Source organism: Lactococcus petauri (genome assembly GCF_023499275.1).
GTDB classification, from domain to species: Bacteria; Bacillota; Bacilli; order Lactobacillales; family Streptococcaceae; genus Lactococcus; species Lactococcus petauri.
Genome location: NZ_CP094882.1, coordinates 721,787 through 745,208, shown reverse-complemented (window position 1 = coordinate 745,208; position 23,422 = coordinate 721,787). Strand labels below are relative to the sequence as shown.

Below are 23,422 nucleotides of genomic sequence, written 5' to 3'. Positions count from 1 at the left end.
CCTAGTATTGTGTACTCATTATGATTTCTTGGCCTTGAGCATTAGAAATATCCTCTACAAAGGCTTTGAACTGTTGCTTACCAATTCTTACATTGACAATACCTGGTTGCTTACCTTTATTAAGATTGACATCATGAGTCATTTCGCTCTTTATTGATTTGTTAGCTGCAGCAACATTAGCTCCAATATCTACAGAGTAATCAGAATTAACTGCTTCAGCAATCAAATCTCCCATTCCAGAAACACTTGATTGAACTGAGCTAAATCCACTCTGTAAACCATTATTCAAACTGTCCATAATTGCTAGACCCGCAGGAATAAGGAGCTTTTTATCTTTACGAATCGGTCCTTTATGTTCACGGATCCAGTCTCCAATGCCGCTAATAAATTCCATACCAGCTTCCCAAGCTGACTTTAATCCCTTAACAAAACCATCAATAATGGCTCTACCAATATCAAGGAGATCAATATTTCTTAAAGTCTCAAAAATATCTCGGACACTTTGAACAACATTATCTACACTATCCTTTAAGTTTTGCCAAGCTTGTTTAGCCCCATTGACTAAGCCGTTAAAAATATCGACTGTACCTTGTTTAAGGTTTTCCCAACCTTGTTTAACTCCATTGACTAAGTTGTCAGTGGTTGTTTTAATCCATTGTTTGAAATTGTTCCAAGTCGTTTTTATCCAATTAATTGTTGCATTCCATAAATCGATTGTTCCTTGTTTGAAGGAGTTCCATCCGTTCACAATGCCATCCACAATGGCTTTTGTAGTATTGATGATCCACGTTGTAAAAGCAGACCAAGTATCCTTAATCCACTGTATTGTGGCATTATAAGCATCAATACTTCCTTGTTTGAGATTGTTCCATAATGAAACAATTCCATCAACAATCATCTTTGTAGTTTCCGTTATCGAAACTTTAAAGCCTAGCCATGCATCTTGAATAATTGTTACTAATTGGTCCCAGATATTAACAAGAGTAGCTTTAAGAGCGGTATAATAACCTGTAACAATTTGAACAAATCCTGTTACAATCGCAGCTACATTTTGAGTGAGAGTATTCCAAAGCATGGTTGCATCTTCTTTTAATTGATTAAAGTCGCCTGTGATAAGGTCAATCAATAATAAGACCGGGCCCATGATTACAGTTTTTATCACTTCCCATGCTGCACCGGCTATATCTCCGATTTGTTTCCACAAATCTGTAAAGAAATTGATCATAGGTTTAAAAACATCAATAATAGTCGAGACATAAGGCGAAATCGTACTTACTATTCCATCCCACGCAGCGCCTGATTTGGCTTTCACACCATCCCAAACATCTCCAAACCATGATTTAGTACTACTCCAAGCAGACTTGGTGCCTTCCCATGCATTTGAGGCACCTTTTTTCACATTATCCCAAGCATTTGAAGCAGTGTCTTTAGTACCTCGCCATAAATTTGCAAACCATTCTTTGGTGCTGTTCCAAGTGTTTTTAACGCTATCAACTGCATCTTTTGCACCTTGAATCATGCCATCCCAAAGACCCTTGGCACCATTTTTAATATCATTCCATTTATCAGAAAACCAGTTTGTTATATCGCCCCATTTTTCTTTTATTGCATTAGCGGAATCTGAAACAAATTTAGTAATATTTCTCCAAACTTGTTTTCCAAAAGCAGCAATTTTATCCCAGTTTTTATAAACCAAAACTCCAATAGCAATTACAGCAGCAATTGCTGCTACAATCCCTAATACAGGTAAAATAACGCCCGTTACAGATGTTCCCATTAAAGCAAGTCCTGCTTGTATAGCTGTAAAACCAACTTTTACCCTTTGAAGAGTAACAACAGCCTGACCAAATATAACCAATAATGGGCCTATTGCTGCAACTATCAATGCTATTGCTATAGCAAGTTTTTGAACAGGCTCTGGAGCAGAAACAAACTTATCTACCAATCCTGATACTGCATCCGCTATTTTCCTAATAGAAGGAGCCATTACTTTTTGGATAACAATCGCTGCAGATTCAAATGCCCCCATCATTTGCTCTAATGATGAATTCATATTATCTTGCATTGTTCGGGCCATCTCGTCTGCAGCACCATCTGAATCTTTAAGAGATTTTGTTAAGCTACCAAGCTTTTCTGGTCCCTTATCAATTAATGCCATCATACCTGATAATGACTCTTGACCATACAAGGTAACCAAAGCATTTTGTTGTTGCTCTGGTGTTAAACCTTTAAAGGCATCTTTCAGCATACCGATTTGGTCTTTCAAAGGTTTCATTTTGCCTTCTGAATCATAAAATGATAAACCTAGTTCATCCATTTTAGCTTGCATCATATCAGTAGGTTTTGCCAATCTAGAAAGGGCCCCTCGAAGTGAAGTACCCGCTTGAGAACCTTTAATACCTGCATCTGACATAATACCAATTGCTGCAGATACTTCTTCAATTGACAATCCCATCGCATTTGCAACAGGGGCAATATATTTCATAGCCTCGCCCATGTCTGCGACTTCGGCATTTGTGTCTGCGGCAGCTCTTGCAAAAACATCTGCAACGTGTCCTGCTTGACTTGCATCAAGGTTAAATCCTCGTAATGCAGTAGCAGCATTTTCAGAAGCCAAAGCTACATCACCACCAGAAACTGCAGCTAAGTCTAAAAGACCAGGCATAGCTTGCATAATTTCGGTTGCATCAAAACCTGCAGAAGCTAAGTTTTCCATACCTGCTGCAGATTCTTTTGCACTAAATGCAGTTTTTGCCCCTAAGTCAATAGCTTGTTGCCTTAATAAATCGAATGACTTACCTGTCGCTCCAGATATTGCTTTTACTCGACTCATCTGCTCTTCAAAGTCTCCACCGACTTTTGCAGCAGCAACACCCATACCAACAATTGGCAATGTAACCATCTTAGTCATTGCTTTCCCAGAGGAAGTCATAACTTTCCCTACTGCTGACATGGTGCTATTTGTATTTTTTTGGAAGTTTTCAACCTGTTTAGCAGCATCATTAAAGGTTTTTACAAAATTGTTGTCGGTTGCCTGTAAGTATGCTTTAACGCTAAAAGATTCCATATATTCCTCCTTCCTTATTTATTTGCATTCTTCATAAGCTGCATAAGTTGTTTATCAGATTCAGATTTAAATTTCGAGGTCTCAATACCCAATATTTCATTTTCTTGTTCTTTTTTATTAAAGAATTTATCAAATGTTTTATATACGGGTTCTTCTTTCTTTCCTCTTGTCCTTGTTGACTGAACTTGCCAATTAGCCCATGCTTGTTGATGAATAAGCTCTCGCTTGTCAAGATTTTTCAATCTAAAAGCAAGCATTCTAATGCTGTATTCTCTTATAGTCATACGTTCAAATTCCAACATGTCTGTCATTTCAAAGAATCGGAAGAAATTAATCATCATCTCCTCATACGTATCTTGTGAAGATTCAAAAGAAGGATCTATTTCATTTTTGCCTTGATGAGCTTCCCCGTATTACTTTCAGTAATTTCTTTCAAGACATCATCAAACAATTTTTCAATATCTTCGCATTCATCAATAAAGTCATCAATGTCTCCTTGAGAAAGCTTTGGTGTTTCTGTTCGATTTCCTAAAAACAGAACATTGGCCAAAGTTGCAATGTTTGCCATTTCTAATTCAGGAATGATTTTTACAGCGAGTGCCATACCAAAACTCACTCCATTTTGTTCAATTACAAAATTTTTATCGAGTTCACGAACGAACTTGACACCGAATTTAAAAGATACTTGTTTACCGTTAATTGTTAATTCCATATTTTCTCCTTAATAAAAAATAGAGCAGTATTTGCTCTATTTGCTTTCTGATTTCAATGTTTGAGGTGCTGCTTCTTCTTTGACTGTATCTTTGAATACATATTGAACTACATCCGCTTGTTCATCTGTAAGAGTGGCATATCCTTTTTGAGGTTTACCAAATACTCCAAATTCCAGACTCAACTCAAGCGCATCTTCTGAATTAGGTTCATAAGAAAAACTAGTTAAATAAGCACGTAAATATTTTGCTTTGTACTTGTCTGAATTTTCCCCAGTCCCTTTTTCTGCTTTATCAATTTCCCATACTTCTACAATATCTCCGTTATCAAATGCATCATCCATTTCATCAATATGAGTATCTCCATCCGCTGCAATAGATGTTGCAGACAGGCTATATTCTGCTGCCGCTAAAGCACCAACTGGCCCATCTTTGGTAGGTGTCGTGTTATAATCACGAGTTTTCTCACTTGAATGATCTGTTTGAAATGCAAGCTTCCATGCTGCTTCATCTTTTGCCTTCGTCAGTAAACGATAAAGCAAAATAATATTTTTACCTTGTTTGGCTACTAAATCTGCCATAGTATTCTCCTATCTTAATCTAAATTCTAAATTAATCACCGCTCTTTTTAGCGGTGTATTTGTTGTTGTATCATCGAGCATTTGTATATCACTTGCTTGCACATTTAAAGACCAATAATATCCATCTGTTGCCTCAATATCCAATGCTTGATTAAATATATTACTTGCCATGTCAGACACTTCTTTACGCTTCTTCTGTAGCCCCCATACAGATAATGAAAGAGAAACTGTCCCTTTTATATCCGTCTTGTTCATTTGATGAATAGTTTGAGTGTTGCCTATTTCAACAAAAGGGTAAGAAACATCATCCGCGGGCTTATAATCATAAACTTTATATCCTAGCAACTCACAGCGTTTAAAAACTTCATCAAAAATAGATTGGTCTCGTGTTTTAATCATTTCATCAACCTTTCTAAATCACTTTTAAATATCTCTTTTTGAATATTAAAACTAGGCCTAATAAAAGGCTGAGCATTCTGAAATCGTGTACCATATTCGAGATACGCTGCATAATCAGCATACGGACCAACTTCTGCACTAAATCCCCCATCAGTTAAAGACATTTTTATTGAACGCTTTAGATAGCCTGTATCAACTGGAGCTAGCTGTTGCATTTTCTTTGTTAGGTCAGTACCGTTACTTTTAACAACATTTTGGACATCTTTCAAAGAAGCTGCTTTATTTAAATGCTTAACAAGTTGATCAATCCCTTTAAATGACAAGCTAGTTTTTACATATTCACCTCCTGTAATAAGAAAGTATTACGCTCGCTAGGATTACGGTATGTAGCCAGCTTCCATCTCTTGTCGTCAAACTCAATATAATCGTATTCTGGCATATCAAAAAGGGGCATCATTCGCAGGACTTTAGCCCCTTGTTTAATATCTCCAAAGATTTTTACACTGCGTTCTGTGCCAATATCTGTTACATTTGCGCTAAAAGTCTTTTTGATTGGTTCACTTTCAACCCATTCTCCTTTATCAGGATCATAATGAGTTCCAGAAGATTCTTTGACAAACGTCACGTTTTCTAAATACCTCAATAAAGCCTAAACCTCCCAATTTTCTTATTGCTTTCCTCTTCTTTTGATTTTTGCCATGCTTCAATCTCGCTGGCATATTCATCAAAATCTGATTCTGCAAATGTCATGCTTAGTCCCTCTTGTGAGTATGACTGCATCCCTTCTTGACCAATTCTATTAAATCGTTTTAAAACAACGTCCATAACAATATAATCAAGCTCTGGCGGCACTTCTTCTATACTAGCGCCAATGATAACAAGCAGCCGTTCGCGAGTTCTTTTTTCAATAACCTCTAAACGTTTCTCTGGTGTTCCCCCGAGAAGGCTTTTTATATCCTCAGTTAATGACATATGTGCCTCCCTATCCTGCAGGAGTTACTGTGACTTCACAAGTTGCTGTTTTCCCATTTGCAGTTGTAACTGTAATTGTCGCTGTTCCTTCTGCAACTGCTGTAATTTTTCCTTGAACTGGCGTTACTGTTGCAATAGCTGCATCGCTTGATGAAAATTGAACTGACTTATCTTCTGCATTTTCTGGTGTTACTGTTGCTGTTAACGTTTCGTTTGCCCCAACTGCGAGTGATAATGTTGTTTTATTCAACGTTACACCCGTAGGGGCTATGCTTTTTTTACTACAGCAAATGCTTCATCTTTAACAGTCATGAACCCAAGATCAAACGTTGCTTTAATTGCAGCCATATCACGTTCTGCTAAGTTAATAGGTTTATCATTTTCATCCACAACGGTTGTAAGAGTAGCTTCAGTAAGAATTTCATATTCAATACCTTTTAAAATTCCGTAGTATGCATAGTTCCAATCAGCAATCAATTCCAAAGGAGCTGTATCCCCTGTTCCAAACGATCCTTTAGGAGTATAAGCAATAGGCAAACCAAGGATGTCGTCAACACCATTAGAGTTAGCAGTGTTGAAGATTGGAAGTTTATTTTCATCTTTTGTTGCACGATATTTACGACGTTGTGAGCGAGTGGATGCAATACCATTTGGCTCTAAGTCATTATCTTCAATTAATGCAATTGCATCGTTGAAATCATCATATTTATTTGTTGTTTCTGTGATTACATTCCCTGCATCTGTAGCTGCCTTTAGCACACTAAATTTATACGGGTTTTCAATTCCACCGAATACAGCTTGGTCAAATTTCTTATAGAAAGCTTCTGCAATTTCTGCCTTCATCAATTCAAAGAAGTTCGTTACTGAATAGTTCAGATTTTCTTTAGTTGTTGGGATGATTACGGCCATTTTTTTAGAAGCTAGTTCAGCCTTTACAAAAGTTGGCTTGCTTGTTTCGATACGCTCACCTTCACCAACCCAGTAAGCACCAACACCAGTCATGAATGTAAATTCTTCAATTGGTTTTGTCATTGGCACAGCCTTAGCTAAGCGCATAGCTGCAGAACCATTTTTCACTGATGTGATAATATCAGCAGATTGATTTTTAGGAATTGATCCTGTTTTTGCGGCCTGCATTGTCACGTTGTCTGGATCAAATGCAAAGTGTTGTAAATTAAGGTTTAGTAGTTGTTTTTTCATTTTATTCTCCTATTTAATAATTCGATGTTCGTTAAGTGCTTTTTGAGCTTCTGCAATATTTGAAATTCCTGTATTGCTTGGTACTTTATTAGGCGTTTTACCTGTATTGCGTTCTACTTCCCAAAGTTTGCGTTCTTCTTTGATATAATCCGCAAATTCTTTGACTGCTGCTTTCGTTTTGTCCGCATCTTCTGAAACTAAGATATTTAACACAGCTTCAGTGGTACGGATTTCTTGCTCTTTCAGCATAGTTCCAGCAACTTTGGACATTTCCCGCAAGTTTTCCTTGCGCTCATATTCTGCAATACGAGCTTCAAGCTTTTTACGTTCATGTTCTTCTTTTTCGTCTTTGTTCATTTTTGCTAGCTTTTCTGCTTCTTGCTTCTCAGCTTCAACTTCTTTTTGCCAGCGTGAACGTTTAGACTTCACGATAGAGTCAACATCATTATCATCTTTAAGTCCAAATTTTTCTTTGACTGCTGCTAATTGTTCATCGGTTAGATTTTCTAATTTAAATTCTGGTGGAGTGGCTTGGCCAGAGCTTGTTCCACCGTCTGGATTATTCCTAGGTTCTCCATCTGCGAACAATTGCAAGTTTAAAGGCAATAATTGTTTGTTTTTCATAGTGATGCTCCTTCCATATCTTTTAACGTGGATAAATGCTTGCACTTTCCATAGCTTTTTATGTCTTCAATGCTTGGACAAAAGAAAAGCACTCGTCAATGACAAATGCTATTTATTTTTTCTATCTATTTTGATTTCTTTAATTGCTCTATCAGCTTCTGCTCTATCCTCGAAAGCTTGTTTATATTCATCTTGGTTGATTACTCCACGCTTTAACAAACTATTCCAGAAAGACTTATCATCAACATGTGGAGCAGTACTACATTTGCACCACGGATGCATATTAGGTGCATTAATCCCTGGGCTCATGTCTGTTAGCTTAAATATTTTGCCATTTAAGGCACCACATATAGGACATGCATCAGGTTCTGCAATGTATTCATATTCTTCAATAGCAGCTCTTTTATAGCTTTCTTCTTGAATAGCTGTTTGAATACGTGTAGTTTCTGAAATGAGTAAACGATTTGCGTTATATGTTGCATTCTCTCGTCCTGCCTCAGTCATTAATTTCTTAAGCTGTGCAGATAGTTCTTTAGGATTAATACCACTTGTCACGGACCTAATGAGAAGTTTTTCAATATCTGCTTTTAATTCAAATTGATATTGCCATAGCTTATCTGAAAAACTAGCAAAGCCCTCCACATAAAAACTTCCCTTAAGCACTGTTTCTATTAAGCTAGTATATCCATTTTTAGGAACGGTTAAACCAAGAATACCTGCTTGTCTTTCAAACTCGCTTAATGCTACTCCAGTCAGCTTGTTAGAGAAGTACTTATCAAGTTCATCAAAGACAGCAATAAGCTCTAAGCCTATGTTTGCTTTTAATAACTCCAATCGGTTTACTCGCATTGTAAGATTATAAAGTTTTAAAACTTGATTTGCTTTGTGTGAAAAGTCTTTTTCTTCCACATATTTCTTAGCTTTTCTCCCAAAAGATTGAACATCCATTTTGTCTGCACGTTTCATAGCTTCACTTACTGAGATACCTTGGCCATTTGCAAAGTTCTGCCAATTCGCATTGATTTCTTTTTGAATAGCTTCTTGTGCATCAAAAAGTTTATCCATGATTTGTGTCATACGTTTTTTATCATCTTTAATCTGTTGGGCTTGCCAAGCTTTTTCACGCTTTATCCAATAATCTGGAGTTTTCATAAATTACTCCTTTTGTTGTGTTGCTTCATCTTGCTGCATTTTATCTTGATCAAACACTGGATTATCAGCTTTTTCCTTATTAATTCGCTCTATTTCTGTCTTTACATCAGGAACAACAGATAAAACACTTAAAGCAGTTTCTTCACTTGTCACGCCCATGAGAAGAGTTGCTGTCTCAGCTTGCTCTTTAATATCCTTAGGCTCATTACGTGTAAAGGAGTATTCAATATCTTTCCATGAGTCTTTCCCAGCTTCATTAGTCGTCAGACTACAAAATAATTTATAACGCTTATTGAGTGAAGATTGAAATTTACGTTGAAAAGATAAAGCAAGGTTACTCATAGCTTGCAGCTTATAAGCCAATGCAATACCGCTTGATGATCCAAAAGATTCATCTGAGATATTAGCAACCATTGTTATTTGGAAGATAAGTTTTGTTAAACGATCCAATAAATTTTCTGTTTGAGCATCGCTATCAGGCTTCTCCAAAAATCGCACGTCAACATTTCCTTTTTCGTTGTCTCTCCCAAAATAATTAATCACACGATTGCTGCGTATGTTCTTCAAATCTTCTTCTTCAACTTCTGCGCCTAAGAAAGCTAGGTATTGATCACTGAAATAATCTACATCATTTGCTTTCTCACTGATTGCCTTATTAAAAGAATTAACAAGTGAGATTACAGATTCAAAGATACTCATTCGTTCTTCGTTAAAATAAAACTCAACAACGGGCAGTTCTGGATAAGGATTATAAGTTCTTTCTCCAAAACTTAATTCACTGACCTTACCGCTAATTTCAATTGTTTCCAGTAGAGTATAAATTTCTCCTTTGAGATTATCATCTTCATCAAATCCATATCTTACAGCAAATAACGGTTCTTCTTTGATGGAATCATCATAAACCATAAACATATTTTCAGGACTGTTATAAACAACATTTGTTTGTGTAACTTCATCTTGATAAAGTAACTCAAAAGTCCGTCCATAAATACATGCCATCTTAGCAAGTTCCGACTCTTCATCTTCCATATCATTTAAATTATCAAATGACTGCAGCTTCTCTAATACTTTAGAATCTTTATGCGATTTTTTAACAGGTATCCCATTAAAATAACCTGTAAAAGTATCTACAATATATTTTGGAAAATTAACAGCTAACCTATTATCAGGCTTCCAATCATCCTTCTTTTTCTGAGAAGTGATATCCATAATACCCTTATACATGTTTATTAGATACTGATAGCGTGCAATTTCTTCTTTGTGTTTTTCTATAAACTTTTTCACTACCTCAGGAGTAATTTCTCCATCTTTTGAAAAAGTCATTAATTCAATTGGCTTAATATCCAACTATAACCCCCTCTTGAATGATTTAATTTTTGCCTTCGGTTTACTTTGGTTGTAAATAGCGTATCGAACAGCATCAAGAACATCATCAAATTCTTTGATTGGTTCACCTTTTTTCTTATCCCAGATATACTGATAAATTTCAGTTTTAAATTTTTCTACTTTATCTTGGCAAATAAATAGTTTGTCTGTCTTAAAACGTTTTGCGACTGCTTCTACACCACTTAGTCGGGCCTTATCTGCGTTAAAAGCATTTATTCTTTCCCTTTGAAATCTGGCAATGTGTTCTGGACGAGCTGAATCACACCAAAAAGGGACTTTCTTTCCGTATCTCTCTTGGATTCCTTTAGCCACTTCTACCCAGTAGTCAATTTCTTCAAACTGCGAGGCGTGTTCCTCAATAAGATAAGCTGTGCCATCATCTGTTTCCCCAAATACAACAATAGAGCCCCAGTGTTCATAACCCCAGTCAACTCCACAATAAAATGTGGATAAGCTTGGCAAATCTTTAGAATGAATATAATGCTTGCTAGCATCAAAATCTTGATAAACAACACCATCAGTAGAAACCCACAGACCTTTAATATCTCGGTCATAAAACATGCCACTTGGAGTTGCTGCCTTAATATTTTCCCTGTAACGCTGAGACAAGAAAGTATTATCATCCAGCTGGAATTGAAAAGATTTAACATTTTCATTTTTCTTGTCTATATACTCCTTCTTCAACCAATGCTCTGGATTGTCTGGGTTGGTATCAGCTAGTATACGTGCTCCAGTTCCAGAACAACGAGAAATAATCTCAGCAAATACTTCTTGTTTAGCAAGTGATGCTTCATTAACATAAGCGCCATGAGCAGTCATACCACGAATTGCACCTACACCACCAATATTACCTGTATAAGCTTGAACAACTTTGACACCAAAGAGTTTAAAGTTTCCATGTTTATCGAATTTCGGCTCAATATTATACATGTTATAAAGTTCTTGTAAGATATTTTTCTGAATCGTACTCGAAGAAACACCAGCCAATATATACATGGGCTCTTTTATTCCTTCTTCATCCGCAATCTTTCTCACACGTCTTAACTCAAATAAAAAAAGGTCGTTATTGATCTTTGTTTTTCCAGAACGTTTAGCACCATGAAGCAATGTAATAAACCAGTCTTTATTTACTGTTTGGCTTAATACCTCTATTTGTCTTTTTGTATATACATCACTAATCATCTAATTCACCGCTTATCTTACCGAGTAATGCATCCAGTTTTTCTTCCACAGTTTCATTAGATGAATTTTTAATAGACTCAACTTTAAGCTCTGCCATATTGGCTTCAGCAGTAAGTTTTCTAAGCTGTTGTTCCAAAAGTTTATCATTTCCTGGATAGCGTTTAAGAAGTTCTTTCATAGCTTGTATTTGTGTCTTAAAGTCAGGAGGTTTTTCAACTTCTGCATAGCCCTCTGCGTTAGCCACTACGACTGTTTCTTTTATTTCTGCATTAGCTATTAGGCTTAGTCTTTCAAGTATCTCCTGTGCGCTCATAATACGCTCAGAAGCTAATTGAGCCATTCTCTCATCAATATATTTTTTTAGGTCAGGTTTAGTAAGGTTTTCAGCTCCTATAGATTTTGCTGTCCTTTTACTATATCCAGCATTTATCGCTGCTTCCTTCGCATTACCTAATTTAATATACTCATCACAAAATTTCTTCTGTTTTTCAGTTAGTTTCATACCTCCCTCCTTAGATATGCAAAAAGCCGCCATTTATGACAGCTTTATTTAAATCTCTTATCTATTTTTTTATAAATATATCTCAATTCAAATAACGAAGCTATTAATAATACGAAAAGTATTACTATAACTTGAGTCCAAGATATACTTATTAAATTTAATGTTTTTAATGCTAATACGGCTACCGCAAGAAATAACAATATCTCTACCTCAAAGTAATTTAAGTTGTTTAAGTCTTTTATTAACTATTTTTCTAGCTTCTTCAAATTTAACAACATTTTCTTTTGAATCATAGTCATTTATTTTTATTTTAATAATATCCATTGGTGATATTTCATAACCTGTAAAATCTGATTTCAACCCACAAACCACATAACATAAATAATACATACCCACAAATGAATTATCGCTAGGATTATAAAAGTATTGTTGTGTCTCGGCTAGAATTTTTATCGTTCTATCTGAACCATATAACAAAACTTTTTTTTGCAACTCTGATATCTGTTCAGGAGTTATACCTTTTTGTCCACTTTTTCCCATTTCCATAACTAGATTTGACCAGTCTTCAAGAGTATTTGCAAGTTCTGATCCCTTTAGCTGTCTAAAAAATATTTCTCTTTGTATTTCTTTTTCACTATTTTTTCTACTCTCTTCCACTCTCAACCCTCGTAACAATTTAGGAAGATCTTTAAGAAAATATCCAACAATTGTCAAGCCTCCTAAAATTAATAACAATAAAATATTACTTAAATTACTCATAGTTTCCCCTTTAATTCTTTATTATTTAAGGATACTATAAAATGTCTTTAAATTCTACAGGTAATATCTTATTAAAATATTTATAAGTATTTTCTAGAGTCAGGCACTCCCTGTAAGTACCTGCTATAGGAACTAGCGGATTCGAACCCCTAACCGTTCGCTTAGAAGGCGAATGCTCTATCCATTTGAGCTAAATCCCTAAATAAAAAACTGAACACGAGATTTTTTCAACATGTTCAGTTTTTTCACGAATATCTTGAAGCTTCAAGATATTCGACTAAAATATTGGATCAATATTTCAATTAAGAAATTTTTCCCAAAATAACGTTCAAAGTATCAAGTTGAGCACGTTCAATTGTTGGCTCATCTTTAAGGAATGCACGCAAAGCTGCTCCTCCTGTAGCATCTACTGCAAGTGATTTACCTGTAGCAGTGTTCATAACACGAAGTGATTTATGTCCTTCATTAACTCTAAATAATTTAAGCATTTCTATTTCCTCCTCTGGGTCTGGAACTGGGTTATCTCCACCCAATCGTAATCCGTATGCAAACGACAAGCCATAGTAATCTGACCATGCAAAACTGTCACGTGTTACGTATTGTCGCCCGTTAATGTTTTGTTGAACGAGTGTTGGGTGTGTAGGCTCTTCGATGATTGCAACGTGACCGTAACCTCCATCTGAAAAGACAACAATATCTCCTCGTTGGAGTTGGCTACGATTTGTGATACGTTGAACTTTTACTCCTGCATTTTGCAAAGCAGCAATATTACTTGCACTCCCTGTATCAATAGCGTTACCGCCCATATGAACACCATATGCAGTTTGAACAACATAGACAATCAAGTCCATACATTGACCACCGTACATGCCATCCATATCTACAGTTTGACCAAGCTTAGCTGATGCTAATGCCAATAAGTCTGCCATTTCCTACCTCCTTTATTTTTATTCTTTTAAGATAAATAGAGGCCTCTTAGTTATCTTAAATATATTATAGAACTGGATTTTCAATTGTTCCAGGTTACAAAAAAAGCTGTCCTTTATGACAACTTTTTAGTATTAAGCACTTCCCTGTAAGTACTTCTAATAACTAATCAAGGAATCGAACCTTGACCATGAGACCCACTTTAGCTACTTAAAAATGTTTAATATTTAAATTCACCCACAGTACGGAATCCAATATTTTTAAATGAACTCATTTCTGCTTGGTTGACATCTGTAGTTTTAAAGTTTTTTGCAAACTTAGCTGCTGATACTCCATCCAAGCGTGTAAGTTGCTCACCGTTGAACATCCAGATTGAACCATTCATTTTAGAATTCTTGTCGTTTACTTTATATAAAATCATTTCAATTTCTCCTTCATCTGTTTCTGAACCTCCACCAGATACTGGTGTATTAAATAATGCTATTTCTGCATTTCGACGTCGTACCAACCCTGGTTCATGAGCTGATCCTTTATTAATATATTTAGGCAATGAAGCTAAAATATATTCATTAGATGCATTTCTATCCCAAGCGTCATTTGCAAAAACACCGACTCCAAGATTGTATGTGAAACTCACCATTGCGTCAAATTGATTCTGATTAAAGCTTCGTGTAAAGTAATCATTTACTGCTTTTTCATACTTTTTGAGATCACTTTCAAATGTACTATCTGCTTGTGCTTGTGACCATCGAGTAACACCAGCCACAAGGCTAGTGTTTCCTTTAGGTTCAGCGTGACCCCAACCAATTGTAATCATACCGTCATTATTATCATAAGCAGTTAGAACACATTTTTCGAAGTCTTTAATCAATGCTTTACCTTTTGGACCTGTAGATGTTGCTTTACCACCACCTCCAGGAGAAGGGGCTCCTCCAGTAATCCATTGGTCTAAGTTAATTATATCGGTAATGGGATCTTCATACGTATTTTTTTTGACTGGTTTACCGTTCATATTAGCTTGCCATGTATCTGAACCAATTTTAATCCACACATGGCCGAATCCATTACCACCGTATCTGTTTACTGCTACATTTAAAGTACCATTACCAGTTCTAGCAATTCCCTGTGTTACGTAGGTTACTGGAACATCTTTAGCATGTCCCCTTGCCACGTAAGGATTAGGTGCTCCAACAAATTCCAGCACATTTTTAATTAAGCTAACACATTGCCCATTAAGACTACTGTCTGACTTATCTACAGTTACTAGCCCAATAAGGCTATCAAGAAATGCTCTAACTTCTGCAATCGTTCGTGCCATTTCCTACCTCCGTTTTTATTTCTTTAAGATAATAGAGGCCTCTTGATTATCTTAATTTTATTATACCTTCCAATTTTTAATTGGTTTAGGTACAAAAAAAGCTTAATCAATTTGATTAAGCTTTTTAACATTTATGAAACAATTTCAGCACTTTTAATTCAACCGAACATGTAATTTGTGTTTTTACCGAATTGTTCATGTTATCATTATCTCACTTAAAATAGGAACTAAATGGGAAAATTTCGGGAAGAAAACGGAAAGTAAAATCAATACAATGTTTCTCTCCATAATCCTTCTCTTAGTGTCTTTTTAAAAGCATCATATTGTTTCCTAGCTGTGCTTTCTTCCAAACAGACCCTTAAACCAACTTTATACCAAGATAGTCGGTATTTAAATCTTGCAATGATTATTTCTTTAACGAGTGTACCTTGAATCACTTCCATTAATTCATCAAGTGTTTGCTTTTGGTCCTTTAACTTTCCAAGTTCTTTATCTGCTTCTAAAATAAGAAAATTTCTTTCTTGGGGTGCTGTATTATTACTTGTTCCACTACTTCCAATTCGTTCTTCGTTCTTCTGACGAGTAATCCACATTGCACGAGAATTTATCTTCACTTGAAGCATTCCAGTCATGTAATCACTAATTAATAAATCTAGCTTATCTGCCATGAATAAACTTCCTCCAGTATGTTATAATATAGACAGATAAAAACTCATGCCTAAGCCTGTACCAGCAGGCTTTTTTATTATTTTTTAAGTTTTATTTTAATTTTAGCCCAGATATCTTTCTGAATTTTTATATTATTATGATAAAATTATAATATTATACTAAATTTATTAATGATAGGAGGGCCACTATATGATTAAATTATATTTTGTTAACCATTGTTACTCTTCGAAAAGAGCTAGAGAGTGGCTAAACAGCTACAATATTCCATTCACTGAGATAAACGTAGCTAAAGATGACTTATCTACTTCAGATTTCTTACATATTTTATCTCTTACAGAAAATGGAATCGATGATATCCTTTTAGACAGAAGTGCCATGTATAAGAAATATCACCACTCATTTGAAGAATCTTCCCTAAGCGAAATGATATCCTTCTTAAAAAGATACCGAACTGTTATACGCACTCCAATTATTGTTGATGAGACTAAACTATTAGTGGGGTTTACAGAGAATCGTGCAAGAAAATTTCTACCTCGTTTCCATAAAAATATTTACTTTGATTTCATAGCTGAAAACAAAGCTGAGTAAATCTGTTAGCATCAAAAATGATGCTTTTTTTGTTGAAACGTCTGATTTTTATTACACTTTTGTAAGTGTCACCTCCTATTTTAAAAAGTATAATATTCTTATAGAAAGTAGGTAAATATGAAACATACATATAAAACATTTTAGACAAAATATTCCAATTTTAAAGATGAATGTAATGTAGGTGATTTCTGGAAAATTATACTTACTCACTTTTGTATCTATACTGCTCTATTCATCCTCCTAATAATTGGTATTGGAATGCGACACAGTTACGGTAACGGTCTACCTGATGATATTCTTGTAATTGGAAGTATGTCACTATCAGCTGTGTACTTTTTAGCAACTTTACTGCCAACTCTTACAATCACTATTAGAAGATTGAACAATGCTGGTTTGCACTGGGGAACTTTATTCCTCTTCCTTATCCCCTATGCAGGACCTTTTATACTCGCCTATTGTTTAACTCTTCCAGATAAAGAAACTCGAATGAGTTATAGTTATAGATAAATTTTAAATCCTAGCCTTATGGCTAGCTTTTTTATTTTACTCTACTAATTCATCAGTAGAGTGTTTATAACAGTCGTTTCCAATATCAAATAAAGCCTAAACTGTCATTTATTCACCTCAATCTGCTCATAACAAGATTTACAAAGTAATTTATGATCAACTGTTGCCATAGCTGTATTTTTGTGACAAATTTCGCACTTCATTACTGTTTTAGATGTTTTAGCTGATGAGCCCCAAAGCTTTGCAATTTGTTCCAATACTTCTGTGGATTTATCACCTTGTCTTTCATGATATCGACGTGCTTTATCTGCTCGGATTGCACACCCTGTGTAAGACACAATTGATATAGTTAGAATTAAAAATAATGTTACTATTTCCTTTGTCATTTCTCCCCTTTCTTATACGCTTGTATTTCGCTCTCTCGTACGTTTTACATTTAGAAGGCACAATCTATCCAAAACATATTTAAGTGACGAAATTAGCATGATTTTTTAGCTTCCTGAGCTATCCAACTCAGTTATTTCTATTTCAATTTTATTTTTGTTTCCATAAAATTTTCTGGCACAGAGAACTACTATCTGACTGTCATCGGCGTAAAAACCAAATTTAGTCATATAATCCTGTAGATTCTTCATGAGATTATCTAAATCGGGCCTCGTTTGTTTATACTCGCCCCACAACCTCTTCTGTTTGATTGCATATGTGAAAACAACATCTAGAATAAGCGGTGTACCTTTTGGAAAAGACTGTTTAGGTGCTGCTTTTTTTAATGCACCTTGTAACTCATAGTTTTGAGTCCCTTTTCGGTTATAAAATACAGGATTACCGTTTTTATAAGAAACGCCTTTCTGCTGTGCCGTTGTTGGCATCTTCTGTAGCTCGAAAGAAAACTTCATGTCTTACTTACCCACCTATCTACTGGTAGGACTTCGATTTTTCCCAAAGATTTATCTTGTCGTATCTCATTGAGTTGATCCACACTATAAACAGAACGAGTAAGATATAAAACAAAAGTCATATAATTCAGTGCTAGCTTTCGAGGTTTCTCAAAATACCAATCTGTAAACTTTCGATAATGCTCTGGTGTTACTCTAGTACAGCAGTCCTCTGCAGCATTAATAAATGAGCCTACAGCTTGTTGAGTTTTAAGCCACTGTGATTTATTACTTAAAGACATCTGCTATCTCCTCATCAGTATATTCTGGCTCTGTATAGGGGGTAGCCCAACTAGGTGCAGATTTCACTACTTTATTACCTGCAAAAGTTTCTTGTCTAGGTGTTGTATCATAATCATCTTCCCAACCCTTACCGTTAAACCATGTACTCCCATGCTTGATATAATCTTTTAAAGTCCCTTTTGCATTTATTTCTGCTAAATAGTTTTCAATACCAATTTGAATCTCTTTATCCGTTACACCAGATTTAACAGCCTTTTTATATGCTGTTAATGCTTTTGGCTTCCCTTTTTTATTTGGATACATTTTCCAAAGAGTTGCAAATCTATTTTCTAAATCAGATTCTATATCGGACTTGTTCGATATATTATTAAATGATTTATTAATTGATTTATTAGATGATATATTATCTTTTGGGTTTTTCACAATACCCCCTTTTGGTTTTTCACAAGGGGTCTTTAGATTTTTCACAATACCCCCTTGTGATTTATCTAAACAGGGATAAATGAACCTTTTTAATATCTCCCTACCCTTATACTGGTACTCCATATTGATATACCCTTTATCTTGGAGTTTTTTCAAAGACGTAGAGACAGTCCAAATACTTTTCTTGTATCTTTTGGCTAAAAAAGTGTTAGAGGGGAATATACTCCCATATGAATTAGCCATTGTATATATTTCTCCAAAAAGTAATTTTTCAAAGTCATTTAAATCTTCAGCTTCAATAATTGATGCGGGGATCTGGTTGAAAAATAATGTACTTTTTTGTTCCATAATTAACCCTCACTTATTAAAACTAATTCTCCATCCTTGATATTGAATTTATATGAATCAATATTCGATGTGACATATTCTTCTGTTCCTTCTTTTTTCTGAGCGATTTTAATCTCAGTACTCAAAGGAAAAGTTGAAAGTAACCCTACCACTTCATTTATGCGCATTAGATTACCTCCCTAGCCAAAGAGTAACGTTTGTAAGTAGTGGAATCACCATATCTATTTTTCTGCGTGATAGGTTCTTTTTTGAAAACATAACCTTCATCTTGCAACAAACAAATTTTCTTTGGCAAATCAATAATTCCAAGCTCTGTAAAGCATTCTGCACTTGTAATTGATCCAAATTCCTTTATATAATTTAATACTCTATCTTGGTGTCTTAATTTTTTATTCATATTAATTCTCCATAAAAAATAGGTTAGCGCTGGGTCTCTCTGAGTACATAACGCCCGACTTACTCGGTCCTTCCTGCACCGAAGCCTAATGTCTGCTATTTAGAATGGTAAATCATCATCTGAGACTTCCATTGGTGAACCTGCAAAAGGATCTTTATCTTGATTAGATTTAGTTTTACCTTTTTCTGTTTTATTTGAATTACTTTCTATCATTTGAAAGCTATCAGCCAATACTTCTGTTACATAAACACGTTGGCCTTCCTTGTTCTCATAATTTCTCACTTGAATACTTCCAGTAATACCAACTAAAGTTCCTTTTTTTGCCCAATTTGCTAAGTTTTCAGCGGGCTGTCTCCAGATAACACAGTTTATAAAATCTGCTTCTCGTTCACCCTGAGCATTTTTAAAACGGCGATTTACTGCTAAAGTGAAAGTAGCTACTGCCGTATTCTGAGGTGTATATCTTAATTCTGGTTCACGGACAATACGTCCAACTAACACAACATTATTTATCATTTATTTCCTCTTTCTCCTTTAGTAGCTTGAGGGTTTCACCCTTTTTAATAACAAAGTCTTTAGTAGCTTGTTTTTCCGCTTGAGGCAACATATTCCAATATTTTTTAATGGAATCTGTTGTTTCTAAATCATCTATTTTTTTCTCGTGTTCTTTTACCTTTTTCTTAAAGGCTGCAACTTCTTTTCCTTTTGCTTCCTCATTTACTTCTGGAAGGTCTTCCCCTGAATAGATATAAAGCCCAAGGCCGAACATAGCTAAATTTTTAACTAAACAACGCATTATAGTTTTATTCACATCAAACATTGAAGCAGCTTCAACTGACTTTTCTCCATTGTATTTAGTCATATATTTATATGGTTTTGATTTCATGGCTTTATTCGCACCATCCATAACTGGAAGCCACATTTCATGAGTTAGTCCATCAATCGTGACATTTGTAAAAACCATATAACCTGTATTTTCATCAAAAATATAAGGTCTCTTTGTGCCATCTGGAGCTTCAAATTTCTCAATTTCATACGTCGCACTTGGGAATCGTTTTGCAAATTCTGCCCATGCCCAGGTCCAACTTAGATAGGATAATGTCGTTTTTCCTGATTTTTTTGTCTCCACATTGTCACTTACATCAATATAGTAAAGCGTTTCAAACGGAGTTTTATTTTCTGTCATGAGCTGTTCTCCTATTTGTCCCATACAATTTTTGCTTTCTTAGGTTTCATGATGATAAATTGCTCAATGTCTTCAAGAATACTTTCCCCATATTTCTTTTCTAATTTAGCAATTGACAATGGCTCTACACTTTCTAACCCATATTTTCTAATAAGCGCTGTTTTAGCAGTATTATCCATAACAATTTCTCTAGTAAATTGGTTCTTCCCATAAGATAAACGAGTAAAGTTTTGACCTTCATCAAGGCGCTTCTTAACTTCCTTCTCCGCCTCTTTTTTCATCTTATCTGCAGCTTTTACAGCTTCTAAAAATGCGGTTAAATCGCTATTATCCAATTCTTTAATCATTGATGGACGAAACTCAAGCACTTCACCAGTTTCTCTATCCATTGGTATTAGTTGTAAACTCATTTTTTATTTTCTCCTCTTGTGTTATACTAAGAGTAGAAACTTCTCAAAAATTTCTACTCAGCTCGCTCTGCAAAGTGAGCTTTTTCATTTTTCTCTGAACTCATTGATATCAACTTCCAGAGCATCTGCTATCTTGCATACCGTTTCAAATAATGGCTTTTTTACTTTTCCGCTCTTAATATGAGCTAAAGTTGCCTTATTTAATCCCGATAATTTAGCAAGGCGGTATGGTGTCATATTTTTCTCTTTTAGTAATTGTTCAATTTTATTCCACATACTATATATTGTGCCCTTTCATTTATTTTTAAAAAAATAATACTACATATAGCTGAAAACGCTAACCTACTTTGGTATAATAATACATGAATGAAACACGCCTCCGGTGGTTTATTCAAAATATTTTAGAAAAGAGTAATTAGATGCTAGATTATTTTAAACTTTACGAGACTTGTCTCAGCGTTATACAAAAAGACGCTCCTGGACAAACTGCTGATTTCATTAATTCAATGAATAATCAAGATTTCGTATTATCTGAATTAAAGAACGGAACTTCTTCTGAACTTCTTATACAAGCAACTTTTGAAACTTTAGATAACTTGATAGAAGATGGATTAATAAAAGCAAATAAGACTTCCACAAAAGATGGTCCTATTTATATATTCAGTGGTTTAACTACAATAGGTCATCAGTATCTTTTGTCATTAAAAAATGATACATTTTTAAACAAACTTAAAAATGAGTTAAAAGATCAAGGTGTACCTACTACTCCTTCAAACATCACTAAATTTATAGCTCGTCTGTTTCTTTAAATTCATGAGATTGAGCGTAAAATGTAACAGAAACCTCGATAAGATTCTTTGATAAATATCTGAGATTAACGCCATCTTCTGCAACGAATTCTAAACTGAAATCATCAATTAATAATTTGTCTTTAGTTTCTACTACTTTTTGTATTGGAACTTTGATTTCTAGTTTTTCTGACATAGGTATTGCCCTCCTCTCCTCCTAGTTTCTGCTAGGGCTTTTTATTTTGTCATGTAGCGAAGGTAATCGCTTAATTTATAAAATGTCTTAGGAAACGTAAATTCTGGCCGATATACTGTCCAAGTTTTATTTACATTATTTATACATACTTCTTTCCCATCAGTTGTATAAAAAGTGTCATATTCTAGCATAGTTGCTCCTTAAATATTAATCTCCTGTGTATTCAAATTTAGGTTTGCGAGAAACTCCCTGATATTTCTTCGAGTAATTACTCCATGCTATAAAAGCTGGTACAAACGTTATTCGTTTTCCTAGATCAATAACATAATCTTTATCAGTGGTTTCTTTTTGAAATTTGCGAATTTTAATTTGAATAGTTTCTTTTTTAACTCCTAGAGCTTCTGCTAATTTTTCATCAGTTGCCCACTCATCAGAGTTTAGTGAACTAAGATTGATCATGTTTACTCCTTCTAAACATCCAAATCGTAGATAAAGGCAATATCTGCTAAAATAACCAAGGCTGCTTTGCCGCTCTCTTTACCGCTCATAACATTTGACATACGACTAGCAGGAATTTTAGAATCTGCTTTCTCTGAAGCGATACTTGCTAGAAAAGCATTAGTGTAACCTTTCTTCTTTTTCAGTTCCCCTACTGCTTTCCGATAACGCTCAAATTTTTCTTGTGTCATAATTCCTCCTATTTCCCAAAATAAAGTTTTTATAAATAAAAATTATATTTTTGTATATTTACACTTGACTTTTTTCTCACGAACGAGTAAAATGAAAGCATAGTTAAAGAGCCTATTAAACACTCTATAAAACTCGCTTGGTGGCTGTGTTTATTAAGTATTTTTAGGTTTTCTTTATTAGAAATATAATTTATCTTTACAAAAACTATTTTACTCTTTCGAGTTATATTTGTCAAGAGGAATATCACGAAAAAGTGAATTATTTTTTGTCATACCTTTGAAAGGCTTGATATGACTACATTTGATAGAATAAAAGAACTTGCTGACAGACAAGGCAAATCACTCCAAAAAGTTGCAAGTGATCTAGGGTTTAGTCCAAATTACTTTTACAACTTAAAAAGTAAAAAATCTCCTTCAGCAGAACATTTAGCAAAAGTAGCTGATTATTTCCATGTTTCAGTTGATTATCTTCTAGGTCGTGAAAAAAACACAGTAACTAAAGAACCGGTAGACTTGGCAGATCTCGTTGACGAAAATAAAGTTGATTGGGATGAATGGGTTTCTTTTGATGGTAAGCCACTTACTGATGAAGTAAAATCTGCATTAAAACTTATTTTGGGTAAACGTCTTGAAGACTAATCGGGGGCTCTATGAACGAACAGGAACTAATAGAGCGTATAATACTTGAGATAGAAAAATATGGAATTGAAGTTATCAGTTATGAATCTTTTCCTTTAGACGCTGTAACAAACAATAGAAAAAAGATAACAATTTTTAATCCCACTACGGTTAAAGCATTTAAGCTATGCCATGAATTGATGCATATTAAGAATAATGATTCTTATCGCCTAGGAGAATGTGACACTATAAGTCCTCAAGAGAAACGAACTAATAAAGAGGCTATTCTTTTTCTATGGGATATATTCATAACTGAAGGTGGTAGTTTCGAACTTTTTCAGAAGTTTATTGAAATATCTGGCTGCCCTTGTGATGCTTCTTTTTCTCTTCTTTGCAAAGTTAACTCAGAAGTTATAAAAGCCTTAAATAAAGAGAATATCCAGACAAAAGATTATAGCAAAATGTCACTAAAGGAATGTGTTATTGACTATATTTCGCATTTTGATGTTGTGGAGCAAATCAATACCTATCATTTCCTTGAAGCATATAATTTGCCATATGAAAAGTATGATGCTGCAGTAAAAATATTTAAAACAGTTTTGCATATAGATTATGCATGTTTATAAGATGAAAAATATGGAATATT

36 protein-coding genes, 1 tRNA gene and 1 pseudogene are annotated in these 23,422 nt (G+C 34.7%); 5 read left to right on the top strand and 33 right to left on the bottom strand.

The window, feature by feature from the left end:
* Window position 1: 1 nt before the first annotated feature.
* The 20 genes from lgb_RS03715 to lgb_RS03620 form a co-directional block, all read right to left on the bottom strand.
* The gene (locus tag lgb_RS03715) at window positions 2–3,067 is read right to left on the bottom strand and encodes a phage tail tape measure protein (protein ID WP_249663273.1); all 3,066 of its coding nucleotides are present in this window, start codon (window positions 3,065–3,067) and stop codon (window positions 2–4) included.
* A gap of 14 nt (window positions 3,068–3,081) precedes the next feature.
* Window positions 3,082–3,378 (bottom strand): hypothetical protein, encoded by a 297-nt coding sequence (locus lgb_RS03710; protein ID WP_249663272.1) that lies wholly within the window; start codon window positions 3,376–3,378, stop codon window positions 3,082–3,084.
* A 68-nt stretch (window positions 3,379–3,446) separates the two neighbouring features.
* Window positions 3,447–3,779, bottom strand: a complete 333-nt coding sequence (locus lgb_RS03705) for a tail assembly chaperone (protein ID WP_249663271.1) — start codon at window positions 3,777–3,779, stop codon at window positions 3,447–3,449.
* A 36-nt stretch (window positions 3,780–3,815) separates the two neighbouring features.
* Window positions 3,816–4,358, bottom strand: coding sequence for a phage major tail protein, TP901-1 family (locus tag lgb_RS03700; protein ID WP_249663270.1), 543 nt, complete (start codon window positions 4,356–4,358; stop codon window positions 3,816–3,818).
* Between the two features lie 9 nt (window positions 4,359–4,367).
* A complete protein-coding gene (locus lgb_RS03695; RefSeq protein ID WP_249663269.1) occupies window positions 4,368–4,757 on the bottom strand; it encodes a phage capsid protein in 390 nt (129 codons plus the stop codon).
* Entirely contained in the window at window positions 4,754–5,080 is a 327-nt protein-coding gene (locus tag lgb_RS03690) for an HK97-gp10 family putative phage morphogenesis protein (RefSeq protein ID WP_249663268.1), read from the bottom strand. Before lgb_RS03690 ends, lgb_RS03695 begins: the two co-directional genes overlap by 4 nt.
* An 8-nt stretch (window positions 5,081–5,088) precedes the next feature.
* Window positions 5,089–5,400 carry a hypothetical protein gene (locus lgb_RS03685; RefSeq protein ID WP_249663267.1) on the bottom strand — a complete coding sequence of 104 codons (312 nt, stop codon included), beginning with the start codon at window positions 5,398–5,400 and terminating at the stop codon, window positions 5,089–5,091.
* On the bottom strand, window positions 5,397–5,729 hold the full coding sequence (locus tag lgb_RS03680) for a phage head-tail connector protein (protein ID WP_249663266.1): 333 nt from the start codon (window positions 5,727–5,729) through the stop codon (window positions 5,397–5,399). The genes lgb_RS03685 and lgb_RS03680 overlap by 4 nt, the downstream gene beginning before the upstream one ends.
* Before the next feature lie 10 nt (window positions 5,730–5,739).
* Entirely contained in the window at window positions 5,740–5,979 is a 240-nt protein-coding gene (locus tag lgb_RS03675; RefSeq protein ID WP_249663265.1) for an Ig-like domain-containing protein, read from the bottom strand.
* A 17-nt stretch (window positions 5,980–5,996) separates the two neighbouring features.
* Window positions 5,997–6,929: a phage major capsid protein gene (locus tag lgb_RS03670; protein ID WP_249663264.1), complete on the bottom strand. Its 933-nt coding sequence runs from the start codon at window positions 6,927–6,929 to the stop codon at window positions 5,997–5,999.
* A gap of 9 nt (window positions 6,930–6,938) precedes the next feature.
* The gene (locus tag lgb_RS03665) at window positions 6,939–7,553 is read right to left on the bottom strand and encodes a DUF4355 domain-containing protein (RefSeq protein ID WP_249663263.1); all 615 of its coding nucleotides are present in this window, start codon (window positions 7,551–7,553) and stop codon (window positions 6,939–6,941) included.
* A 108-nt stretch (window positions 7,554–7,661) separates the two neighbouring features.
* Window positions 7,662–8,705 (bottom strand): minor capsid protein, encoded by a 1,044-nt coding sequence (locus lgb_RS03660; protein WP_249663262.1) that lies wholly within the window; start codon window positions 8,703–8,705, stop codon window positions 7,662–7,664.
* Between the two features lie 3 nt (window positions 8,706–8,708).
* The gene (locus lgb_RS03655; protein ID WP_249663261.1) at window positions 8,709–10,052 is read right to left on the bottom strand and encodes a phage portal protein; all 1,344 of its coding nucleotides are present in this window, start codon (window positions 10,050–10,052) and stop codon (window positions 8,709–8,711) included.
* Entirely contained in the window at window positions 10,053–11,273 is a 1,221-nt protein-coding gene (locus lgb_RS03650; protein WP_249663260.1) for a PBSX family phage terminase large subunit, read from the bottom strand. It abuts the gene before it with no gap.
* Window positions 11,266–11,775 carry a terminase small subunit gene (locus lgb_RS03645; RefSeq protein WP_249663259.1) on the bottom strand — a complete coding sequence of 170 codons (510 nt, stop codon included), beginning with the start codon at window positions 11,773–11,775 and terminating at the stop codon, window positions 11,266–11,268. Before lgb_RS03645 ends, lgb_RS03650 begins: the two co-directional genes overlap by 8 nt.
* Window positions 11,776–11,985: 210 nt before the next feature.
* Window positions 11,986–12,534, bottom strand: coding sequence for a hypothetical protein (locus lgb_RS03640; RefSeq protein WP_249663258.1), 549 nt, complete (start codon window positions 12,532–12,534; stop codon window positions 11,986–11,988).
* Between the two features lie 126 nt (window positions 12,535–12,660).
* Window positions 12,661–12,734, bottom strand: a tRNA-Arg gene (locus lgb_RS03635).
* A 102-nt stretch (window positions 12,735–12,836) separates the two neighbouring features.
* The gene (locus lgb_RS03630) at window positions 12,837–13,463 is read right to left on the bottom strand and encodes a CHAP domain-containing protein (protein ID WP_249663257.1); all 627 of its coding nucleotides are present in this window, start codon (window positions 13,461–13,463) and stop codon (window positions 12,837–12,839) included.
* A gap of 218 nt (window positions 13,464–13,681) precedes the next feature.
* A complete protein-coding gene (locus lgb_RS03625; RefSeq protein ID WP_249663256.1) occupies window positions 13,682–14,779 on the bottom strand; it encodes a lysozyme in 1,098 nt (365 codons plus the stop codon).
* A gap of 266 nt (window positions 14,780–15,045) precedes the next feature.
* Window positions 15,046–15,447 carry a DUF722 domain-containing protein gene (locus lgb_RS03620; RefSeq protein ID WP_249663255.1) on the bottom strand — a complete coding sequence of 134 codons (402 nt, stop codon included), beginning with the start codon at window positions 15,445–15,447 and terminating at the stop codon, window positions 15,046–15,048.
* 190 nt (window positions 15,448–15,637) lie between these two features.
* Here lgb_RS03620 and lgb_RS03615 point away from each other — a divergent pair, with 190 nt between their 5' ends.
* Together lgb_RS03615 and lgb_RS03610 are read left to right on the top strand one after the other, a co-directional pair.
* A complete protein-coding gene (locus lgb_RS03615) occupies window positions 15,638–16,036 on the top strand; it encodes a Spx/MgsR family RNA polymerase-binding regulatory protein (protein ID WP_249663254.1) in 399 nt (132 codons plus the stop codon).
* A gap of 162 nt (window positions 16,037–16,198) precedes the next feature.
* A pseudogene (locus lgb_RS03610) lies at window positions 16,199–16,543 on the top strand (DUF805 domain-containing protein); the annotation flags it as partial.
* Window positions 16,544–16,647: 104 nt separating this feature from the next.
* Here the strand turns inward: lgb_RS03610 and lgb_RS03605 are convergent.
* From lgb_RS03605 to lgb_RS03560, 10 genes are all read right to left on the bottom strand, one after another.
* On the bottom strand, window positions 16,648–16,929 hold the full coding sequence (locus lgb_RS03605) for a hypothetical protein (RefSeq protein ID WP_249663253.1): 282 nt from the start codon (window positions 16,927–16,929) through the stop codon (window positions 16,648–16,650).
* Between the two features lie 105 nt (window positions 16,930–17,034).
* A complete protein-coding gene (locus lgb_RS03600; RefSeq protein ID WP_249663252.1) occupies window positions 17,035–17,439 on the bottom strand; it encodes a RusA family crossover junction endodeoxyribonuclease in 405 nt (134 codons plus the stop codon).
* On the bottom strand, window positions 17,436–17,720 hold the full coding sequence (locus lgb_RS03595) for a hypothetical protein (protein ID WP_249663251.1): 285 nt from the start codon (window positions 17,718–17,720) through the stop codon (window positions 17,436–17,438). The genes lgb_RS03600 and lgb_RS03595 overlap by 4 nt, the downstream gene beginning before the upstream one ends.
* Window positions 17,707–18,492, bottom strand: a complete 786-nt coding sequence (locus lgb_RS03590; protein WP_249663250.1) for a helix-turn-helix domain-containing protein — start codon at window positions 18,490–18,492, stop codon at window positions 17,707–17,709. The genes lgb_RS03595 and lgb_RS03590 overlap by 14 nt, the downstream gene beginning before the upstream one ends.
* 2 nt (window positions 18,493–18,494) lie before the next feature.
* The gene (locus tag lgb_RS03585) at window positions 18,495–18,659 is read right to left on the bottom strand and encodes a hypothetical protein (protein WP_249663249.1); all 165 of its coding nucleotides are present in this window, start codon (window positions 18,657–18,659) and stop codon (window positions 18,495–18,497) included.
* Window positions 18,659–18,889, bottom strand: coding sequence for a helix-turn-helix domain-containing protein (locus tag lgb_RS03580; RefSeq protein WP_249663248.1), 231 nt, complete (start codon window positions 18,887–18,889; stop codon window positions 18,659–18,661). The genes lgb_RS03585 and lgb_RS03580 overlap by 1 nt, the downstream gene beginning before the upstream one ends.
* A gap of 99 nt (window positions 18,890–18,988) precedes the next feature.
* Window positions 18,989–19,405: a single-stranded DNA-binding protein gene (gene ssb / locus lgb_RS03575; protein ID WP_249663247.1), complete on the bottom strand. Its 417-nt coding sequence runs from the start codon at window positions 19,403–19,405 to the stop codon at window positions 18,989–18,991.
* Entirely contained in the window at window positions 19,395–20,075 is a 681-nt protein-coding gene (locus lgb_RS03570; protein WP_249663246.1) for a Sak single strand annealing protein, read from the bottom strand. Before lgb_RS03570 ends, ssb begins: the two co-directional genes overlap by 11 nt.
* Window positions 20,076–20,086: 11 nt before the next feature.
* Window positions 20,087–20,485, bottom strand: coding sequence for a DUF2800 domain-containing protein (locus lgb_RS03565; protein ID WP_249663245.1), 399 nt, complete (start codon window positions 20,483–20,485; stop codon window positions 20,087–20,089).
* Window positions 20,486–20,569: 84 nt separating this feature from the next.
* The gene (locus tag lgb_RS03560; protein ID WP_249663244.1) at window positions 20,570–20,761 is read right to left on the bottom strand and encodes a helix-turn-helix domain-containing protein; all 192 of its coding nucleotides are present in this window, start codon (window positions 20,759–20,761) and stop codon (window positions 20,570–20,572) included.
* A 143-nt stretch (window positions 20,762–20,904) separates the two neighbouring features.
* Here lgb_RS03560 and lgb_RS03555 point away from each other — a divergent pair, with 143 nt between their 5' ends.
* A complete protein-coding gene (locus tag lgb_RS03555) occupies window positions 20,905–21,294 on the top strand; it encodes a DUF2513 domain-containing protein (RefSeq protein WP_249663243.1) in 390 nt (129 codons plus the stop codon).
* Here the strand turns inward: lgb_RS03555 and lgb_RS03550 are convergent.
* The 3 genes from lgb_RS03550 to lgb_RS03540 all read right to left on the bottom strand — a co-directional run bounded on the left by lgb_RS03550 (window position 21,272) and on the right by lgb_RS03540 (window position 22,158).
* Window positions 21,272–21,469, bottom strand: coding sequence for a hypothetical protein (locus lgb_RS03550; RefSeq protein ID WP_019292872.1), 198 nt, complete (start codon window positions 21,467–21,469; stop codon window positions 21,272–21,274). The two genes, lgb_RS03555 and lgb_RS03550, sit on opposite strands and share 23 nt — an antisense overlap.
* A 207-nt stretch (window positions 21,470–21,676) precedes the next feature.
* Window positions 21,677–21,928: a hypothetical protein gene (locus tag lgb_RS03545; RefSeq protein ID WP_249663242.1), complete on the bottom strand. Its 252-nt coding sequence runs from the start codon at window positions 21,926–21,928 to the stop codon at window positions 21,677–21,679.
* 11 nt (window positions 21,929–21,939) lie between these two features.
* Window positions 21,940–22,158: a hypothetical protein gene (locus tag lgb_RS03540; protein WP_249663241.1), complete on the bottom strand. Its 219-nt coding sequence runs from the start codon at window positions 22,156–22,158 to the stop codon at window positions 21,940–21,942.
* 291 nt (window positions 22,159–22,449) lie between these two features.
* Here lgb_RS03540 and lgb_RS03535 point away from each other — a divergent pair, with 291 nt between their 5' ends.
* The gene (locus tag lgb_RS03535) at window positions 22,450–22,797 is read left to right on the top strand and encodes a helix-turn-helix domain-containing protein (protein ID WP_249663240.1); all 348 of its coding nucleotides are present in this window, start codon (window positions 22,450–22,452) and stop codon (window positions 22,795–22,797) included.
* Between the two features lie 11 nt (window positions 22,798–22,808).
* The gene (locus tag lgb_RS03530) at window positions 22,809–23,402 is read left to right on the top strand and encodes a hypothetical protein (RefSeq protein WP_249663239.1); all 594 of its coding nucleotides are present in this window, start codon (window positions 22,809–22,811) and stop codon (window positions 23,400–23,402) included.
* The last annotated feature ends 20 nt before the right edge of the window (window positions 23,403–23,422 follow it).

Coding starts and splice junctions, on each gene's coding strand:
- lgb_RS03695 (WP_249663269.1), bottom strand. CDS start 4,757: ATGATTAAAACACGAGACCAATCTATTTTTGATGAAGTTTTTAAACGC.
- lgb_RS03705 (WP_249663271.1), bottom strand. CDS start 3,779: ATGGAATTAACAATTAACGGTAAACAAGTATCTTTTAAATTCGGTGTC.
- lgb_RS03600 (WP_249663252.1), bottom strand. CDS start 17,439: ATGAAGTTTTCTTTCGAGCTACAGAAGATGCCAACAACGGCACAGCAG.
- lgb_RS03615 (WP_249663254.1), top strand. CDS start 15,638: ATGATTAAATTATATTTTGTTAACCATTGTTACTCTTCGAAAAGAGCT.
- lgb_RS03710 (WP_249663272.1), bottom strand. CDS start 3,378: ATGACAGACATGTTGGAATTTGAACGTATGACTATAAGAGAATACAGC.
- ssb (WP_249663247.1), bottom strand. CDS start 19,405: ATGATAAATAATGTTGTGTTAGTTGGACGTATTGTCCGTGAACCAGAA.
- lgb_RS03590 (WP_249663250.1), bottom strand. CDS start 18,492: ATGGAACAAAAAAGTACATTATTTTTCAACCAGATCCCCGCATCAATT.
- lgb_RS03665 (WP_249663263.1), bottom strand. CDS start 7,553: ATGAAAAACAAACAATTATTGCCTTTAAACTTGCAATTGTTCGCAGAT.
- lgb_RS03580 (WP_249663248.1), bottom strand. CDS start 18,889: ATGAATAAAAAATTAAGACACCAAGATAGAGTATTAAATTATATAAAG.
- lgb_RS03550 (WP_019292872.1), bottom strand. CDS start 21,469: ATGTCAGAAAAACTAGAAATCAAAGTTCCAATACAAAAAGTAGTAGAA.
- lgb_RS03625 (WP_249663256.1), bottom strand. CDS start 14,779: ATGGCACGAACGATTGCAGAAGTTAGAGCATTTCTTGATAGCCTTATT.
- lgb_RS03700 (WP_249663270.1), bottom strand. CDS start 4,358: ATGGCAGATTTAGTAGCCAAACAAGGTAAAAATATTATTTTGCTTTAT.
- lgb_RS03585 (WP_249663249.1), bottom strand. CDS start 18,659: ATGCGCATAAATGAAGTGGTAGGGTTACTTTCAACTTTTCCTTTGAGT.
- lgb_RS03560 (WP_249663244.1), bottom strand. CDS start 20,761: ATGTGGAATAAAATTGAACAATTACTAAAAGAGAAAAATATGACACCA.
- lgb_RS03680 (WP_249663266.1), bottom strand. CDS start 5,729: ATGTCATTAACTGAGGATATAAAAAGCCTTCTCGGGGGAACACCAGAG.
- lgb_RS03640 (WP_249663258.1), bottom strand. CDS start 12,534: ATGAGTAATTTAAGTAATATTTTATTGTTATTAATTTTAGGAGGCTTG.
- lgb_RS03535 (WP_249663240.1), top strand. CDS start 22,450: ATGACTACATTTGATAGAATAAAAGAACTTGCTGACAGACAAGGCAAA.
- lgb_RS03630 (WP_249663257.1), bottom strand. CDS start 13,463: ATGGCAGACTTATTGGCATTAGCATCAGCTAAGCTTGGTCAAACTGTA.
- lgb_RS03530 (WP_249663239.1), top strand. CDS start 22,809: ATGAACGAACAGGAACTAATAGAGCGTATAATACTTGAGATAGAAAAA.
- lgb_RS03670 (WP_249663264.1), bottom strand. CDS start 6,929: ATGAAAAAACAACTACTAAACCTTAATTTACAACACTTTGCATTTGAT.
- lgb_RS03555 (WP_249663243.1), top strand. CDS start 20,905: ATGCTAGATTATTTTAAACTTTACGAGACTTGTCTCAGCGTTATACAA.
- lgb_RS03570 (WP_249663246.1), bottom strand. CDS start 20,075: ATGACAGAAAATAAAACTCCGTTTGAAACGCTTTACTATATTGATGTA.
- lgb_RS03540 (WP_249663241.1), bottom strand. CDS start 22,158: ATGACACAAGAAAAATTTGAGCGTTATCGGAAAGCAGTAGGGGAACTG.
- lgb_RS03715 (WP_249663273.1), bottom strand. CDS start 3,067: ATGGAATCTTTTAGCGTTAAAGCATACTTACAGGCAACCGACAACAAT.
- lgb_RS03645 (WP_249663259.1), bottom strand. CDS start 11,775: ATGAAACTAACTGAAAAACAGAAGAAATTTTGTGATGAGTATATTAAA.
- lgb_RS03545 (WP_249663242.1), bottom strand. CDS start 21,928: ATGATCAATCTTAGTTCACTAAACTCTGATGAGTGGGCAACTGATGAA.
- lgb_RS03660 (WP_249663262.1), bottom strand. CDS start 8,705: ATGAAAACTCCAGATTATTGGATAAAGCGTGAAAAAGCTTGGCAAGCC.
- lgb_RS03595 (WP_249663251.1), bottom strand. CDS start 17,720: ATGTCTTTAAGTAATAAATCACAGTGGCTTAAAACTCAACAAGCTGTA.
- lgb_RS03650 (WP_249663260.1), bottom strand. CDS start 11,273: ATGATTAGTGATGTATATACAAAAAGACAAATAGAGGTATTAAGCCAA.
- lgb_RS03620 (WP_249663255.1), bottom strand. CDS start 15,447: ATGGCAGATAAGCTAGATTTATTAATTAGTGATTACATGACTGGAATG.
- lgb_RS03605 (WP_249663253.1), bottom strand. CDS start 16,929: ATGACAAAGGAAATAGTAACATTATTTTTAATTCTAACTATATCAATT.
- lgb_RS03565 (WP_249663245.1), bottom strand. CDS start 20,485: ATGAGTTTACAACTAATACCAATGGATAGAGAAACTGGTGAAGTGCTT.